The following is a 15,373-nucleotide window of genomic DNA, read 5'->3' as shown; positions in this document are numbered from 1 at the left end:
CAACCTCAACAAAAAAGGCGCGCCGGGAAAGCGCGCCTTTGAGGGTGAACGCAGAGCCCGTGACTTACGGGATCATGTCCACCGGCTTGGGCGTATTGGCGGTGCTTGGTGGCAGTACCGGATAGGTTACTTCCGGAACATTGCCGGTCAGCGTCTTGAGGAAGGCGACGATGGATTTCACTTCATCGTCGTTCAGCTCGGTGCCCAGCTGGGCCGTACCCATCACCGCAACGGCTTCTTCCAGGCTCCAGACGGCGCCAGAGTGGAAATAGGGCGCGGTCAGCTCGATGTTACGCAGCGGAGAGGCGCGGAACACATACTCGTCAGACGCGGTTTCGGTGACAGAGAAGCGGCCTTTATCGCCCTCTGGCAGGATCTCGGCACCCGGCTTGGCAACCAGCCCGAATGGATGGTAGCTCTGACCGCCGAGGTTCACACCGCTGTGGCAGGCGGTACAGCCGCGGTCCATGAACAGCGCCAGACCTTCTTTCTCACTCTCGTTCAGCGCGGAGGTGTCTCCGCGCAGATATTTGTCGAAAGGTGCTTCCGGGGTGATCAGTGTTGCTTCATAGGCTTCAATGGCAACAGCCATATTGTCGAAGGTGACTGGATTTTCCTGGCCCGGGAATGCGTCCTCAAAGCGCTCGATGTACTCCGGCATACTCTTCAGGGTAGCCACCACCCGGTCCGGCGTACTGCTCATCTCGACACCCGCCTGTACAGGCCCTTTGGCCTGTTCGGCCAGGTCGGCGGCACGGCCATCCCAGAACTGGGCTGCGTTAAATACGGCGTTGAACACAGTCGGCGAGTTCCGTGGACCCTTCTGCCAGCCATGGCCGATAGAGGTAGGGAGCTCGTCATCACCGCCCAGTCCCACGTTGTGGCAGGTGTTGCAGCTGATCAGATGGCTGGAAGACAGGCGCGGTTCAAAGAACAGCATCTTGCCCAGTTCAACCTTGGCCTGAGTGAGTTCATTGCCATCAATCACCGGTGGGTATTTGGGAATGGGCTCGAACATGCTGTTGGCCCGCTCCATCAGGTTGTCCGCCATGGCGGAGCCTGCTGCCACGCCCAGGCTCAGGGTGAGTGCTTTTGCCAGTGGATGCTTGATCATGTCGCTTTCTCCTTTGAGAACAACTTGGTATCCATCTGGTTCCAACGCAACAGAGTGGCAGCGCGGTTCATCGCAAAAACGCGAGAGTTGGTTCTGAGCTTGACGTTCATCAAGTTTGATTCCGGTCTGCAATTTCTGGATCTTTCTGCGGCATTTCGTCGCGCAGAAAAGCCGTGCTCTCCCGTTTTCATTTAGGTTATAAAGTTATACTCAGAAGAAATTTAAAAGTAGGCAGGAGTACGCGTTATGAAACCGATTGTTGTGTCTGTGCTTTTCTTTTTGACGGTTGCCATGTCAGCCCAAGCGGAAGATGCACTGTCTGTGACTCCGGAGCAGACCTGGGACGCGGTTCAGGAGCAAGGTGACCATCTGCTGTTCATTGATGTCCGGGATCCGGTGGAAATCATGTTCATCGGCTTTACCGATGCGGTGGACCGAAACATTCCGTTCCAGCTGGTGGATCGTACGCGCTGGAACGATGAGAAAGGTGTCTTCGCCATGGATATCAACGAGGATTTTGTTGCCCAGGTTGATGCCGCGCTGAAGGAAAAGGGACTGACGCGGGATTCCCTGATCATCACCATGTGCCGCTCCGGTTCCGCCCGCGGCAAGCCCAGTGCTGATTACCTTCTGGAACGTGGCTTTACCAACGTGAAGTACATCGACAACGGCTTCCAGGGCAGTACTGTGAAGGACGGCGAAAAGAAAGGATTCCGTGTGCAAAACGGCTGGCAGAATTCTGGCCTGCCCTGGTCGACCAAGGCCAACCCCGAGAAAATCTATCGTTTCCCGGCATCAGGGACCTGACCAACACGGCTGTCAGCCTGGAGCGGCCACTCCGCTCCAGGACAGAAATTCAATCACTTCAGTCAAAAAGTAAAAACCCTCGTCTTGCGATCCAGCATCTGGTTCGCCATCGACGGTGGGGTTGCAACGCCGACACCCTCCATCAAATCTTCTTTGCTGTGTTCGCTGTTGGGCAGGTACAGCGCACACACATTCACCGTACCACCGGCTTTCATCAAACCGCGCAACATCTGGCCCGGGGTGACGTTTTTCGGTGCCAGGGGCTTGGCCTCATAAGTTTTCAGGGCCAGGGCGCCGGCTTCGTCGCATAGAAGCACATTCACCTTGGCACCTTTCTGGGCCATGGTGTTGGACAGCACCATCGCCATACCCTGGGTTTGCGGGGAGTCGCTGGAAAGAATCACCAGAACCTCGTCTACGGTGTTTTCTTTACTGCCGTTGTTCGCCTTTTGATTCTCCGCAACGGCTGTCAGTGGAGCCGCGAACAACAGCGACAGTACAAAAGTCTTGATGGCATTCGTCATTGGGTCACTCCTGAGTTTTGATGGTTCACATGCCAATCCTAGACGCGGGGCTATTGGAGCTTCAGTGACAATGTCACTGTTCTGTCTGTCACCGGGCTCTTCTCCACCCTGCGCGCTATGAGACAGGAAGACCTTGCGCGGCGATATATTCCTTTATGATATAACGATATATCTAAAATGGTGTTAGGATTTGATATGTATCAAGATGAAATGCCGTGCAAATAAACACAAGAGGGTAGAGGCATGAACAGCAGAACAGAACCGGCGGGGGCCGATCGGCACCACAGCGTTGTTATCGTTGGTGGCGGCGCTGCCGGTATCTCGGTGGCGTCCAGCCTGCACAAACGGGACCGCCGTCTGGATATCGCGATCCTGGAACCATCCGCGACCCATCACTATCAACCAGGCTGGACCATGGTCGGTGGCGGCGTTTTTCAGCCGGAGGTTACCTCCCGGCCCATGTCACAGGTGATGCCGGGTTTTGTCTCCTGGTATCAGCAGGCGGTTTCGGGCGTAATGCCGGAGCAGAATCAGGTAAGGCTGGCGGACGGTTCGAGTATTTCCTATCAGACACTGGTGCTGGCGCCGGGGCTGGAGCTGAACTGGTCTGCCATTGATGGCCTGGAATCGGCGCTTGGGTCCAATGGTGTGACTTCCAACTACCGTCAAGGCATGGCGCAATACACCTGGCAAACGGTACAGGCCCTGAAAAAGGGAAGGGCCCTGTTCAGCCAACCACCCATGCCTATCAAATGTGCCGGGGCGCCGCAGAAAGCGATGTATCTGTCTTCCGACCATTGGCGCAGAAACGGAGTTCTTGGCCAACTCGATATTCAGTTTCATAGTGCCGGAGCGGTTCTGTTCGGTGTGCCGGCTTATGTCCCGGCACTTCAGGAATACATTGATAAATACGGTATTCAGGTCAACTTTCAGAGCAATCTGGTAGCTGTTAACGGCCCCGCCCGGAAAGCCACGTTCCGGCTTACGGACGCTGAAGGTAACAGCCAGGATCGGGAACTGGATTTCGATATGTTGCACGCGGTGCCACCCCAGCGGGCGCCCGGTTTTATCCGTGAGTCCGTCCTCGCCAACGACGGTGGCTGGTTGAATCTGGCGGACGATACGCTCCAACACAAAACCTTTGTCAATATATTCGGACTTGGCGACGTGAGCGGCACCGGTAATGCCAAAACCGCCGCAGCCGTTCGAAAGCAGGCGCCGGTCGTGGCGGAAAACCTTATTGCAAGTTTACGGAATCAGCCCCTGCCTGCGGCTTACCTCGGATACGGCTCCTGCCCGTTGACGGTAGAGAACGGCCGCATCGTGCTGGCCGAATTTGGCTACAACGGCGTGCTTCAGCCCAGTTTCCCGCAGTGGGTGAATGATGGCACCAAAGCCACACGCGCTGCCTGGTGGCTCAAGGCCAAGCAGCTGCCCACTTTGTACTGGCACGGTATGCTCAAAGGGCGTGAGTGGTTGGCGAAGCCTGAAGTCCGGGAGGGCTAGGCGCTTACAGTGCACAGCTGAATGACAGCGTGCCAAAGCTGAAGTTATCCTGGTTACGCTGTTCTTCCCCCGTCGTGGCCCGCAAAATCAGCGCCGCTTGCAGGTTGTCCCACTGCCAGGTGCCGCCCAGGCCTAGCTGGCCGAGCAGGGGGCCTTCACTGAACCGGTAGGGCCCGGAATTGTCCTCCAGATAGGAATAGGCAATGTATTCCGCCCCCAGGCCTATGAATACTGACCAGGCGCTTTTCGCGTCACTGAAAGATCCGGGTAGCGCGATGGCAGAGGAGCTGCCGGCGTAATCCGGTATAAAATTGGCCGGAAGGTTTCTGCCCATCCGCCAGATCACGCCAACGGTCGCGGAGGTTCGAAAACTGGACAGCAGGCCGGAGCCTACCGCTGAAAACTGTTGTTCAAGGTCGCCGCGTTGCCCCGCTTGCAACAGTTTGCGCCCGTGGGCCGCCTGAAATCCGCCAACCACGTCGGTCCCTAGCTGGTTGTCCCATCCTTCGGGGCGTTCGCTCCCGGTGATTTTGTGTACCCATTTCTGGCTGGCTTCGGCGCCGCTTTCAGGACCAACCACGCCAATGTGAGCGCCGTACCCCGTAATGCTGTCGGCGCTCCAGCTCCAGAGGGTGCTGCTCAGGGAGAGATGACCGGCGTAGGGGATATCATTGAATTGAGGCTCTTCCTGGCTAATGTCTGCCGGTGTCACCATGAGTTGACGCAGACTGACGCTCATTGCATGGTTGTTGGCGACGTCGCCGACGCCGGGCAGAAATGACAGACTATCTCTGCCTGCCCTTGCAAGTCGGGCTGAGCCTCCGCCGGAGTCTTCGGCTGTGTTGGTAAGGTAAGACAGGCGCACGCCATTGGTGTAGCCCCGGTCGCTGCCAGTGAATAGATCGTTGTCCCAGGCAAGGTTGAACTGTTCTGAATTGGCGGAAGCGGGGGCTAGCACGAGTAAGAGGCTAATGCGGGCAAAAAGAGCTCGGATGGGCACTGGGAATGGACTCCGTGAGGGTAGGATGCAAAGTATCTTAGCAGAACCCTGCTACGGTTTTATGGCGCAAACAGATCCATACCCGCGCTAATCAGGAGTCAATATGCACGTTAAAACCAATACCACGGGCTATGCCGATGCGCTGATTTGCGAAGCTGAGGGTCTGGAATCTCTTCGGGACGGGTTGCAACAGGCAGGGGTTGAAGCACTCCGTATTCCGGAGGTTATGGAGGTGAGCCAGCACCGACTTACCCTCAGGCGGATTGACTCAGCACCGCCCGACGACAAGTGCCTCACTGCGTTGGGGGAGGGGCTGGCGCAGTTGCACCTGCTGGCTCGGGATCAATATGGCTGGCGCCGCGACAACTTCATTGGCCTGGCACCTCAACCCAATACGCTGACAGATTCCTGGGGCCGGTTTTTCCTGGAGCAGCGGCTGAAGTATCAGGTCAGCCGGATCTCAGATGCCGAGGTGCGAGCCAGGTTCGAGCGCACCCTGGAAGCCTGTGGTGCCAGCCTGGCCAACTGGCTGGACCGGCATTGCGAACAGCCGAGCCTGCTGCATGGCGACCTGTGGAACGGCAACGTGATGTTTGACCGTAATGGCCCCTGGCTGATTGACCCGGCGGTGTATCAGGGCGACCGGGAGGCGAACCTTGCCATGACCGAGATGTTTGGCGGTTTCGGCGCGGCGTTCTATCGTGCCTACGATCGCGTATACCCGCGCACTGAGATCTACGCCACCAAGCGAGAAATCTATAACCTGTACCACTACCTCAACCACTACAACCTGTTCGGTGGTGGGTATCTGGGTGGTTGCGAGCGTGGCCTGTCGGCCTTGGCGGCGCTACCAGCCTCGTAAGCAGAAGCTGGTAACGCCGGCATCACACTCAGCTCCTGGCGGGTTTGCGTTCCCACACGGTCACTTCAGACAGCGTGTGCTGGAACTTGTGCTCGGTCTCGCGGATCACGAAGGGCACTTTCCGGGGCTCGCCCACCATCCTGAAGTGCTCTCCCAGGCACTCTCGAATGCCGTCTAGCGTTCGGTGATTTTCGCCATCCTTCTTGAAACCGCCAAGCCATTCCTCTTTCGGGGTGTGTTCTTCAAGCCAGGTATACGGGGAGGCAATAATCAGCAGCCCGCCTTCGTTAATGCGATCGTGGATGCACTCCAGGAAACGACGTGGCCGGTACAGGCGGTCGATCAGATTGGCGGCCAATACCAGGTCATAACCGGAATGCCCGGGTTTCAGGTTGCAGGCATCGCCCTGATAGAACGCCACCTTGGCGGCGGTATCTTCGAGATCCAGTTCTTTCAGGGTGCGGGTGTGGTAGCTGACCAGTTCGCCTTCTTCGGTCAGTGAATAACGGATGGCGCCCTGCTCGGCCATCTCCACCCCCAGACGTATGAAGTTGGCAGAGAAATCGACACCTTCAACCTCGTCAAACTGGCGCGCCAGCTCAAAACTTGCCCGGCAACAGGCACAGCCCAGATCCAGCGCTTTCCCGGTCTTTTTGCCGGCCATAGCGTCCAGGGCCAGTTCCGCCATGGTTTTCGGGAAATTGGCGACGCCGAACCAACGGTCGCCGTAATGGAACTCGGCGTATTCAGTGAGTAGCCGGTCGCTCTCGTAGTAGGCGTTGGGTTGAACCGCCTCGGCCTCGGAGGTGATATAGCGGAAGCCTGCATGCTGGAAGAAATGCCGACGGAAGGCATAACGGGAGGCCAGCCTTGCTTCGTTGCCACAGGAAATCCAGGAGCCGCCTTTGATCAGATTGTGCTGGCCGTCGAACGTGGGTGTGGTGAAGTCGTCGTACAGTGGATGCACCTTGAAGTTGTCGAACGGATAGGTGGGCGTTTCGGTCCACTGCCAGACGTTGCCAACCACATCGAACCACTGGCCGTGGCGAAAGCGCGTTACCGGACACGACGAGGCACCATGGTCCAGGTGGAGGTTGGCGTTGGCCGGGGATTCACCCACTTCCGGGACGCCGGCTTCGTCACAGAGGCGATACCACTCGTCTTCCGTGGGCAGGCGGATGGGTTTGCCGGTTTGCTCACGTTTCCACTCACAGAACGCCTTGGCCTCGTGATAGTTGACCTCGACCGGCCAGTCCCAGGGCATCTCCACCTCTTCAGTCATCAGGCGCAGTTGCCAGCCATTCTGCCAGCGCCAGAAGGTGGGGTGTTTAGCTGCGGCAAAGCTTCGCCAGGCCAGGCCCTCCTCGCTCCAGTATTCGTCTTGTTGATAGCCGCCGGCCTCGACAAATTCCAGAAATTCCTGGTTGCTCGCCAGGTACTGGCTGGCCTTGAACTCGGCGACGTCGGCCTGATGCTCGCCGTACTCATTGTCCCAGCCGTAAAAGGCATCGTCGTAGGGTTTTCCAATGTGTACCTTGCCAGCGGGAACGGTGAGCAACTCGTTTTCCGGTGCCTCGCCGGTTTCCCGGATGGGCGCCCATTCCGGTTGCGGTTGAACGCGTTCCAGCGCGTGCTGGCGGATGAGCACCGAGGAAGTCTCAAGGTGAATACGCTCATGTTCGATGCCCATCACGATGGGCCACCAGTTACTGTCCCAGTCAATTGGCAGCGAGAGTGGCATGGTTTCGATCAACTCCAGCACGGTCTGGCGCACCTGTGCCCGGTAGTCCAGCACTTCCTGGACAGCGGGCCAGTCGTAGTGATCGTCGTTCAGGTCGTCCCAGCTCATTTCATCCACACCCACCGCGAAGATGGATTCCATGTTGGGGTTGATGCGTTCTTTCAGGATCTTGGCCAGCACCAGTTTGTTCACAAAAAAGGTGGCGGTGTGGCCAAGGTAGAAAATGAGCGGATGCCGGAGCGGGATAGATTTCTGGTAATAGCCGGAGTCATCAGCCAGGCAATCGAACAGGCGCGTGTAGGTGTCGAAGGTGTCTGTGAAATAACGCGCGATTTCCTGGCGTTTGGTGTCCGGGGCTCCCTCGGCCAGATTGGGCGTGCGGGTTAAACCGATGGCATGTTGGCGTTCGAGAATTGCAGTCGGGTTGGAGAACTCCATGGCTGAACCGATCCTTTCAGTGAATGATGTCCTACGGGATTACGTTCCACCATAGGTAACCGGTTCAGCGACTGGCAAGTAAAGGCCGGAATTAATCCGGGGGACTCAGACGCGGTTCAGCTCATAAACCGCCATATTGACCGCGGAGGCCAGGTTCAGCGACTCGATAGCGGCCGCACCGGGGATGGTGTAGGCGTGGGCACCCAGTTCAGTCAGGACTTGCTTCGGCACGCCGCGGGCCTCATTGCCAAACAGGTAGCAGTCCTGGGCCTGGAATTCGGGCGTGGTAATGGCGTCGCCGCCGATGTCCAGGCAGGCGATGCGGGCGTATCGTTGGCCCAGCGTGTTCAGGTCAACCTCGGTTTCCAGCGGTACATGGAATATGGCGCCCATGCTGGCGCGCACCACCTTCGGATTGAATGGATCGACGCTGCCAGGGCTTAGCAGGCACCGGAAACCACCGAACCAGGCCAGCGTGCGCAGGATGGTGCCCAGATTGCCGGGATCCTGCACCTCGTGGAGGTAGATGGCTTTTTCCTTGGGAGCGGTTTGGCCGCTGGCAGCCGCTGGCAGTGGCACCACCGCAAGGATGCCCTGAGGCGTTCTGGTATCGGATAGCTGGGCCATCTGCCGGTCGCTGATGACGTGCGTGGGCCAGGGGCTGGGCCAGTGCTCGTAGGCGCTGGTTACGTACAGTTGGGCGTTGCGCCAGTGGGGCACCTGCTTCGCCGCTTTTTCCAGCTCCAGTACCAGATGTTCGCCTTCCACCAGAAACTGTCCGAACGACTGGCGGTATTTCTTTTGATGCAGCTTTTTGATGTCGTCCAGTTTCACGGTCTGCTTTCCATGGTGCCTGGCACGGCCGGGGCCGGGCGATGATGTTTTTAATGAGGCATGTGATCAGGCGCTATTGTACGGGGGCGTGGCTGGCTTGTCAGGAAGTGGCTGGTTTTTGCGGCGTCACTGGCGGCGGCGTACAATGCCGTTTTTCCCGCAGTGAACAGAAGGCAGGCGATGGCACGCTCGAAAAGCAGTAACCGATGGCTCGAAGAGCACGTAAACGACCCCTTTGTAAAACAGGCGCAACAGGATGGCTATCGTTCCCGTGCCAGCTACAAACTGCTGGAAATCAACAACAAGGATCGGCTGATAAAACCCACGGACCTGGTCGTCGATCTGGGTTCGGCCCCGGGCGGCTGGTCCCAGGTGGCGGCGAAACTGGTGGGCCACAAGGGCCGTGTGGTGGCGTCTGACATTTTGCCGATGGATCCGATTGCCGGCGTTGAATTCATCCAGGGCGACTTCACCGAACAGGAGGTCTTCGACCAGATCATGGCGATACTGGACGGGGCCCGTGCCGACGTCGTGATCTCGGATATGGCCCCCAACATCAGTGGCGTAAACGCCGCAGACCAGGCAGCCTCCATGTATCTGGTGGAACTGGCCCTGGATATGGCCTGCCAGGTGCTCAAACCCAAAGGCAGTTTTGTTGCCAAGGTGTTCCATGGTGAAGGCTATGATGAGTATGTGAAAACCGTGCGCGAGTCCTTCGATAAGGTGGTGATTCGCAAGCCGGATTCGTCCCGGGCCAGGTCCCGGGAGGTGTATCTGGTGGCCAAGGGTTTCAAGGGCTGAAGAGCGCAAGCCGGTTCAGGCAGCGTCGGGGAGTCCCGCAGCTTTGCTCGCTCGACGTAGCCAGAAGGTGTGCCTATAATGCGCGCCTTCCGCAGGAGAGTGGGCCGGCTGGCCCCGCCGAAGGCGCAAACTCCCATAAACGCTCAGGCACAGGTACTGCGGGCATTCGATAACGCCGTCTGGAGAGAGACTGTCGACACAGTCCACCGAAGGGGCAAGCAGAGCCGGGCTCTGTAAACTCTCAGGTATCAGGGACAGGGGGAGAGGCCACAGAAACGCAGGAGACCTGTGTGCTGACCTCTATCTATATGATTGCCATTACCGCGGAAGCCATGTCCGGGGCGCTGGCCGCCGGGCGCAGGAACATGGATCTGTTCGGCGTGGCCCTGATAGCCTTCCTGACCGCCCTAGGTGGCGGCACCGTTCGGGACATCCTGCTGGGTAACTTTCCCGTGACCTGGACCCAGCACCCTCGCTACATCTACATGACCATCACCGGTGGCCTGCTCACTATCGCCATTGCCCGCCTCATGCGCCACCTGCACCAGCTGTTTCTGGTACTGGACGCCGCCGGGCTGGTGGCCTTCACCGTGATTGGCTGCAATGTCGCCCTGAAACTGGGTTACGACACCATCGTGGTGGTGATGTCGGGCATTACCACCGGCATATTCGGCGGCATCCTCCGCGACATCCTCTGTAACCGCACGCCTCAGGTTCTGCGTCACGAACTCTATGCCAGTGTCTCTCTGGTGGTGGCATTGCTTTATCTGGAGCTGCTGAACCAGGGCCTGAGCGAGAACATCACGTTACTGGCTGCCTTCAGTGTTGGCCTGCTCTTGCGCATGGCCGCCATCCGCTGGCAATTGTCGCTGCCGGTGTTCAGCTATTCGCAGGCGCGCTGGGAATAGGTTTCTGTGTAAAAACTGGGGTATCCCTAACTAAATAGATGCGGACACGACCGCCGGGATGATTCGCCGCGATATCGACTTTCTCATGGCATCTGGCCAGAATCCGAGCCAAACTGTCTTTAACTGGCGAGGCAGAGTCGGGCAAACGACGGCCTTGCCCGATTAATCAGTCCAACGAGGACCGAATGAGAGTAGTCCTGTTTATCATCACGGCATTCTGGTTCTTCCCGGTTTCCTCCCAAACCCTTCAGATTATGGGTTCGGACGAGGGCTTCCTGCCGTTTTATTATGGCAAAGGTCTCAGCGAGGGAGTTTTGGTCGAGGTGATCAAAGACTTCTCCATGGAGACTGGTATCGAAGCCGACTTCCGCCCGATGGCCCGCAAACGCCAGATCTGGGCCCTGCAACGAGGACTCGCCAACGCGGTTTTCGCCAGCCCGCACTGGATGCCTTTGCCGGACCAAATGCACGCTGTAGGGCCGGTGTTAACCTGGCGCGACCGGGTGTTCGCGCAGCCTGGCATGCCAACGGATTCCTTCGATGATATCTCGGGAAGCATCTGTCTTCGTAGATGGTTTGTATACAGTGACCAGCTCGAGCGGCGGATAGGGACTCAGCTGGTGCGCCATGACGGATACAACACACAGCAGATGCTGCTAATGTTTTTGCGCAAACGTTGCGATTACATCGTCATGAACGAAACGGAGTTCCGGTTTCTGACAATGATGGGGGGCATTGATCCGGAGCGTTACAGCACGGAACTGATAGACTCAGAATGGCCGGTCTATCTTGGGATACTCAAAACCGAGAAAGCTCTCATTGAGGCGGCGGAAGATTTTTTCGCTACCTACTCGATTGACGTAGAGGCCATGTTACCTGAACTGCCGCGGCCGGATCGCTGAAGAGGTTGGCTGGCAAATGTCCATTCGCCAGGCATTCACGCTTTTTTGTCAAACGTCGTACCCGAATGTCCGCTTAGCGACCGTAGCTTGCGTTTGTACTTCCGCCAATCGCTGGGCCGCCCACTCCATAGTTATGCTGCTTGAGTTCGACACGTTCTTTTAGCCCGGAAGCCAGCCGGAATTCCCGATGGTGTCAGTACTACCTAGCAAAGAAGGTGGGCACTCTTCAGCACCAACGGCCGGCTAAACTATGAGCTCAAGAACACAGCAAGATATCGTCATCAAGCTAATGCGCATGTCGTGTCGCAGTCGTTGTAGGCAAGCGCCGATTATATTTTGAACTATGTCAGAAAAAATGGTAGTTTTTCTGACATCTGTTTAAAGGTGAATGCCATGTCCGTTACAGAGTCTATTCAGCGTCAGATCGCCAAAGTTCCGCAAGGTGAACCTTTTACCAACAGCCGTTTCCTGAGGCTGGGGTCGCGTGCTGCTGTCGACAAAGCCCTGTCCAGGCTCGTAGAAGAAGGCGCTATCCAACGGGTCGCACGGGGTGTTTTCGTCCGTCCCAAACAAAGCCGGTTCGTCGGCAATGTCATGCCGGATGTTTCACGTGTGGTCGAGGTGATCGCTAGGGATCATGGAGAAACCATACAGGTCCATGGGGCCGAAGCGGCTCGCCGTTTCAAGCTAAGTACGCAAATGCCAACGACGCCGGTCTACTACACCAATGGACCTACCCGTGAAATTCGCATCGGGAATCTTAAGGTGAAGCTCATGCACACCAGCAGTCAGAGGAAGCTTCAGCATGCAGGCAAGAGGCCTGGTTTGGCCCTCTCCGCGCTTTGGTACCTGGGTAAAAACAATATCAGCACCGAGGTAGTGAAGCGGATCCAGGAAAGACTGAGCGAAGAAGAGTTCGAGACGCTGCTTTCCTCACGTATGCCAGCGTGGATGAGCGAGGCGTTCAGGCAATATGAGACAGGGCGTGCCCGTGGCTGAGCAGGTGTTTCTCGACCTGTCCGCAGAAGAACAAAGCGATATCCTTCAAACTGTTGCGCCTCAACTGGCTCGCGGAGCCTCGGTGCTGGAGAAGGATATATGGGTCTGCTGGACCTTGCAGGCTCTGTTCTCCATGCCTGGAACGCATCCGATGGCTTTCAAAGGAGGTACATCACTCTCCAAGGTATACGGTGTCATTGATCGCTTTTCCGAGGACGTTGATATCACGTTGGATTACCGGGCCTTCGATGAGGGCTTTGATCCTTTCGCGGAGGGGGTGAGTCGGACCAAAACCAAGCAGTTCAGTGACCGACTGAAAAGTTATGTCTTGGCCTATGCGACCGAAGTGGTTGTTCCATACCTCGAAAGTGAGCTGGCCAAATTGCCAACGGCTGAGCAGCATACCGTTGAGTTAGACGATGGCGGTGAAAAGATCTGGGTCACTTACCCATCGGTTGTAGAGGGTACGGACGAATACATCCGTTCCCAGGTACTCATTGAGCTGGGTGGCAGGAACGTTATCGATCCCAACGAAACTCATATAGTCTCCCCGTACATCGCCGAGCTAACGCAAGGCCTGGTCTATCCGAGCAGTGAGGTCGTGGTTCTATCTCCGGAACGGACCTTCTGGGAGAAAGCCACGCTCATACATGTCGAATGCAACAGGGGCAAGCTTAGGGAGAGTGCTGAAAGGCTTTCCAGGCATTGGTACGACTTGGTCATGCTTTCAGCACATCCTGCCGGTCAGTCAGCCGTTGAAAACCGGGAACTGTTTGAGGAGGTTGTCCGACACAAGAAAGTTTTCTTTCATACGGGCTACGCGAACTATGACGCATGTCTGGATGGGCGGCTGAAGCTATTGCCGGAGACGGATACTCTGGAAAGCTTGCGTGCTGATTATGAAAAAATGGTGGGTGCGGGCATGATGTACTCAACACCTCCGAGCTTTGGGGAAATTATCGATTCAATCCGGTACCTTGAAAGACGCGTTAACAGCTGGTGAGCGTCGTTGTGCCCGCCAATTTACTGATCAGCCAGTGAACGCCGAGCACTGTCAGGGCACCATTTGGGCACAAACCAAAAAAAAAGGACCTGCGCTCTCACGCAAGTCCTTGATATTCATGGCGCGCCCGATAGGATTCGAACCTATGACCTTTGCCTCCGGAGTGCACAGATTCTGGTCGGGGCTGAACGGCATAATAGGGGCTGATTCGAGACTGTTCAAGCAGATACAGTAAGAAGACCTGATTGCATGAAGCCCTTATCCTGAGCGGTTTTCACCGATTAACGCCATTTTTGGGCACAGATGTGTCTGGAATGGATTGACCAAATTCGGACACTTCGACCTTTGTTCCGCGCATCAGTATTTCGATGAAACGCCATTGTCGCACGCTTTTGAGCGACTTCAAATTGTCGGGTTTGAGTTGTCCCATTGAGGACATTATTACTCACCTATCAACGAGCTGACTTCATATCTGCGTCGATGGCTCACGGCAGACTTATCTGTCGGCCATGAGCTACAGATATCAGCAGGGGCTTGTTACCACTTAAAAGTCGTAGCTCAGTGACAAGCGAAGGTTGCGTGGTGCGCCCCACCAGGCCTGGCTATAAAATCCGACCTGATCGTGGTACTCCTTGTCTAACACGTTGTTCAGGTTCAGTTGAGCACTGATATCAGGAGTAAAGTCGTAACGGGCCATCAGGTCTATCACGGAGTAACTGCCCTGGGTAACACGTGTTGTGCCTGCCGGTCCTCGAGTATCCCGGTAGATGTCACTCTGCCAGCGCAGGCCTCCGCCAAGGCGAAGCGGACGCCAGTTACCGGTAAATTGATAGCTGGTAAACAGTTTGGCTTGCCGGTGAGGGTGTGTGGTATTCATGCGATCCCCATCTGCATTTTTCGGATTTGCCAGAGTAAAGCTGGCATTGAGGTTCCAGCCCGGCGCCAATTGCCCAACCAGCTCGGTTTCAAGCCCTTCAACGGTGGCGCCATCGGCGGCCCGATACGCCTGGGTGTCCGGGCGACCGCTCACCGTTTCACCCGGAATGGCTTCACCCAGGCCGTCCTGTTCACTCCTGAAAACGGCCACGTTCATGTCCAGCGCATCCGCCAGCGTCGCTTTCAAGCCCAGCTCATAGTTGCGGCCGGTGATAGGATCAAGCAGAGAGCCGTTTGTGGAACGTACGTTCTGAGTCTGAAAAATTTCGGTATAGCTGACATAGCCACTGAACCGGTGATCAAAGTCATATATCAGCCCGGCATAAGGTGTGAGTTCATCGCTGTAGGAATATTTCCTTGAGCACCTGGATCCGGGTTTCATCAGCTTGCAGGTAATTACTGCCATTCTGGGTTTCCCGCATCAGGGTCATCAGCGGTTTGAACACGTCGTTCAGGCGGATGATCCAGTGCGCCATGCTGGTTCGGCTGACTTCGTGTCCCAGGCGCTTGAGCATTTGCTCCTGGCGGTACAAGGGCAGGCCGTCGGCGTATTTGGAGGTAATCAGGTAAGCCCGCAGTGACGGTGTCGCAATGCATTTGCCCAGTGGGTGGGCTGAGCGCGGTGCAGCCACAATATGCTCCTGGCCACCCTGCTCGAAGACGGCTTTTTCCTGCCAGTATTCCAGCACCTTCAACTGTGCGGGAATGTACTCCAGCTCTTCTTTCACCTTGGTCGCAAAGCGAACATTCGAAGTGGTGCCCAGAGCGCCATCTTCCAGCCGTAAAAGGCCAGGGATTTCGTTGAGACCGAAACCCAGCTACTGCGCCGTTTTCACAAACTTCAGCCTATCAAACTCGCCAGTTACTACGCGTCTGTTAAGTAAAAGTATTTGAAGGCTTCTCGATCACTCTACCTTTAGATTTTGCTGGTATTGCAGCATTTGCTCCATCATCAGCTGCATTTGATCCATGCGCTCCTGCATCATCTGAATTTGTTG

At 56.5% G+C, this 15,373-nt stretch carries 14 protein-coding genes, 1 pseudogene and 2 riboswitches; of the genes and pseudogenes, 8 read left to right on the top strand and 7 right to left on the bottom strand.

Annotated elements, in window-relative coordinates; genetic code table 11:
- Nucleotides 1–64: 64 nt before the first annotated feature.
- Nucleotides 65–1,114 carry a cytochrome-c peroxidase gene (locus tag B3Y70_RS09475; RefSeq protein WP_011783925.1) on the bottom strand — a complete coding sequence of 350 codons (1,050 nt, stop codon included), beginning with the start codon at nt 1,112–1,114 and terminating at the stop codon, nt 65–67.
- A gap of 246 nt (nt 1,115–1,360) precedes the next feature.
- Here B3Y70_RS09475 and B3Y70_RS09470 point away from each other — a divergent pair, with 246 nt between their 5' ends.
- On the top strand, nt 1,361–1,921 hold the full coding sequence (locus B3Y70_RS09470; protein ID WP_153739851.1) for a rhodanese-like domain-containing protein: 561 nt from the start codon (nt 1,361–1,363) through the stop codon (nt 1,919–1,921).
- 62 nt (nt 1,922–1,983) lie between these two features.
- Here B3Y70_RS09470 and B3Y70_RS09465 read toward each other — a convergent pair whose 3' ends face one another.
- Entirely contained in the window at nt 1,984–2,445 is a 462-nt protein-coding gene (locus tag B3Y70_RS09465; protein WP_153739852.1) for a hypothetical protein, read from the bottom strand.
- 243 nt (nt 2,446–2,688) lie between these two features.
- Between B3Y70_RS09465 and B3Y70_RS09460 the strand changes: the two genes are divergently transcribed.
- Nucleotides 2,689–3,951, top strand: a complete 1,263-nt coding sequence (locus B3Y70_RS09460) for an NAD(P)/FAD-dependent oxidoreductase (RefSeq protein ID WP_153739853.1) — start codon at nt 2,689–2,691, stop codon at nt 3,949–3,951.
- A 4-nt stretch (nt 3,952–3,955) separates the two neighbouring features.
- On the opposite strand, the gene B3Y70_RS09455 is transcribed toward B3Y70_RS09460, so the two are convergent.
- The gene (locus B3Y70_RS09455) at nt 3,956–4,951 is read right to left on the bottom strand and encodes a lipid A deacylase LpxR family protein (protein ID WP_286714104.1); all 996 of its coding nucleotides are present in this window, start codon (nt 4,949–4,951) and stop codon (nt 3,956–3,958) included.
- A gap of 103 nt (nt 4,952–5,054) precedes the next feature.
- Here B3Y70_RS09455 and B3Y70_RS09450 point away from each other — a divergent pair, with 103 nt between their 5' ends.
- Nucleotides 5,055–5,813: a fructosamine kinase family protein gene (locus B3Y70_RS09450; protein ID WP_288589669.1), complete on the top strand. Its 759-nt coding sequence runs from the start codon at nt 5,055–5,057 to the stop codon at nt 5,811–5,813.
- Between the two features lie 28 nt (nt 5,814–5,841).
- Here B3Y70_RS09450 and ovoA read toward each other — a convergent pair whose 3' ends face one another.
- Together ovoA and B3Y70_RS09440 are read right to left on the bottom strand one after the other, a co-directional pair.
- Entirely contained in the window at nt 5,842–7,992 is a 2,151-nt protein-coding gene (gene ovoA / locus B3Y70_RS09445) for a 5-histidylcysteine sulfoxide synthase (protein WP_288589667.1), read from the bottom strand.
- 105 nt (nt 7,993–8,097) lie between these two features.
- Nucleotides 8,098–8,826, bottom strand: coding sequence for a TrmH family RNA methyltransferase (locus B3Y70_RS09440; RefSeq protein ID WP_199453693.1), 729 nt, complete (start codon nt 8,824–8,826; stop codon nt 8,098–8,100).
- Nucleotides 8,827–9,006: 180 nt separating this feature from the next.
- Here B3Y70_RS09440 and rlmE point away from each other — a divergent pair, with 180 nt between their 5' ends.
- The 5 genes from rlmE (at nt 9,007) to B3Y70_RS09415 (ending at nt 13,439) form a co-directional block, all read left to right on the top strand.
- A complete protein-coding gene (gene rlmE / locus B3Y70_RS09435) occupies nt 9,007–9,627 on the top strand; it encodes a 23S rRNA (uridine(2552)-2'-O)-methyltransferase RlmE (RefSeq protein WP_224850972.1) in 621 nt (206 codons plus the stop codon).
- An 82-nt stretch (nt 9,628–9,709) separates the two neighbouring features.
- Nucleotides 9,710–9,796: riboswitch (glycine riboswitch) on the top strand.
- Nucleotides 9,797–9,895: riboswitch (glycine riboswitch) on the top strand. It begins immediately after the preceding riboswitch.
- A 40-nt stretch (nt 9,896–9,935) separates the two neighbouring features.
- Nucleotides 9,936–10,535 (top strand): trimeric intracellular cation channel family protein, encoded by a 600-nt coding sequence (locus tag B3Y70_RS09430; protein ID WP_278349855.1) that lies wholly within the window; start codon nt 9,936–9,938, stop codon nt 10,533–10,535.
- Nucleotides 10,536–10,720: 185 nt separating this feature from the next.
- Nucleotides 10,721–11,437 carry a substrate-binding periplasmic protein gene (locus B3Y70_RS09425; RefSeq protein WP_199453699.1) on the top strand — a complete coding sequence of 239 codons (717 nt, stop codon included), beginning with the start codon at nt 10,721–10,723 and terminating at the stop codon, nt 11,435–11,437.
- A gap of 393 nt (nt 11,438–11,830) precedes the next feature.
- A complete protein-coding gene (locus B3Y70_RS09420; RefSeq protein WP_278351173.1) occupies nt 11,831–12,436 on the top strand; it encodes a DUF6088 family protein in 606 nt (201 codons plus the stop codon).
- Nucleotides 12,429–13,439: a nucleotidyl transferase AbiEii/AbiGii toxin family protein gene (locus tag B3Y70_RS09415; RefSeq protein ID WP_286894701.1), complete on the top strand. Its 1,011-nt coding sequence runs from the start codon at nt 12,429–12,431 to the stop codon at nt 13,437–13,439. The genes B3Y70_RS09420 and B3Y70_RS09415 overlap by 8 nt, the downstream gene beginning before the upstream one ends.
- Nucleotides 13,440–13,983: 544 nt before the next feature.
- On the opposite strand, the gene B3Y70_RS09410 is transcribed toward B3Y70_RS09415, so the two are convergent.
- Nucleotides 13,984–14,757: a TonB-dependent siderophore receptor gene (locus B3Y70_RS09410; RefSeq protein WP_023008775.1), complete on the bottom strand. Its 774-nt coding sequence runs from the start codon at nt 14,755–14,757 to the stop codon at nt 13,984–13,986.
- A pseudogene (locus B3Y70_RS09405) lies at nt 14,729–15,127 on the bottom strand (IS66 family transposase); the annotation flags it as partial. The pseudogene B3Y70_RS09405 and the gene B3Y70_RS09410, both read right to left, overlap by 29 nt.
- Between the last annotated feature and the right edge of the window lie 246 nt (nt 15,128–15,373).

The organism is Marinobacter sp. UBA5687 (assembly GCF_002420325.1).
Classification (GTDB): Bacteria; Pseudomonadota; Gammaproteobacteria; order Pseudomonadales; family Oleiphilaceae; genus Marinobacter; species Marinobacter nauticus.
This window is presented reverse-complemented; position numbering and strand designations above follow the sequence as displayed.

Excerpts from the sequence above, each read along its gene's own strand:
- B3Y70_RS09475 (WP_011783925.1), bottom strand. The coding sequence starts at position 1,114 with ATGATCAAGCATCCACTGGCAAAAGCACTCACCCTGAGCCTGGGCGTG.
- B3Y70_RS09470 (WP_153739851.1), top strand. The coding sequence starts at position 1,361 with ATGAAACCGATTGTTGTGTCTGTGCTTTTCTTTTTGACGGTTGCCATG.
- B3Y70_RS09465 (WP_153739852.1), bottom strand. The coding sequence starts at position 2,445 with ATGACGAATGCCATCAAGACTTTTGTACTGTCGCTGTTGTTCGCGGCT.
- B3Y70_RS09460 (WP_153739853.1), top strand. The coding sequence starts at position 2,689 with ATGAACAGCAGAACAGAACCGGCGGGGGCCGATCGGCACCACAGCGTT.
- B3Y70_RS09450 (WP_288589669.1), top strand. The coding sequence starts at position 5,055 with ATGCACGTTAAAACCAATACCACGGGCTATGCCGATGCGCTGATTTGC.
- ovoA (WP_288589667.1), bottom strand. The coding sequence starts at position 7,992 with ATGGAGTTCTCCAACCCGACTGCAATTCTCGAACGCCAACATGCCATC.
- rlmE (WP_224850972.1), top strand. The coding sequence starts at position 9,007 with ATGGCACGCTCGAAAAGCAGTAACCGATGGCTCGAAGAGCACGTAAAC.
- B3Y70_RS09430 (WP_278349855.1), top strand. The coding sequence starts at position 9,936 with ATGATTGCCATTACCGCGGAAGCCATGTCCGGGGCGCTGGCCGCCGGG.
- B3Y70_RS09425 (WP_199453699.1), top strand. The coding sequence starts at position 10,721 with ATGAGAGTAGTCCTGTTTATCATCACGGCATTCTGGTTCTTCCCGGTT.
- B3Y70_RS09420 (WP_278351173.1), top strand. The coding sequence starts at position 11,831 with ATGTCCGTTACAGAGTCTATTCAGCGTCAGATCGCCAAAGTTCCGCAA.
- B3Y70_RS09410 (WP_023008775.1), bottom strand. The coding sequence starts at position 14,757 with ATGAAACCCGGATCCAGGTGCTCAAGGAAATATTCCTACAGCGATGAA.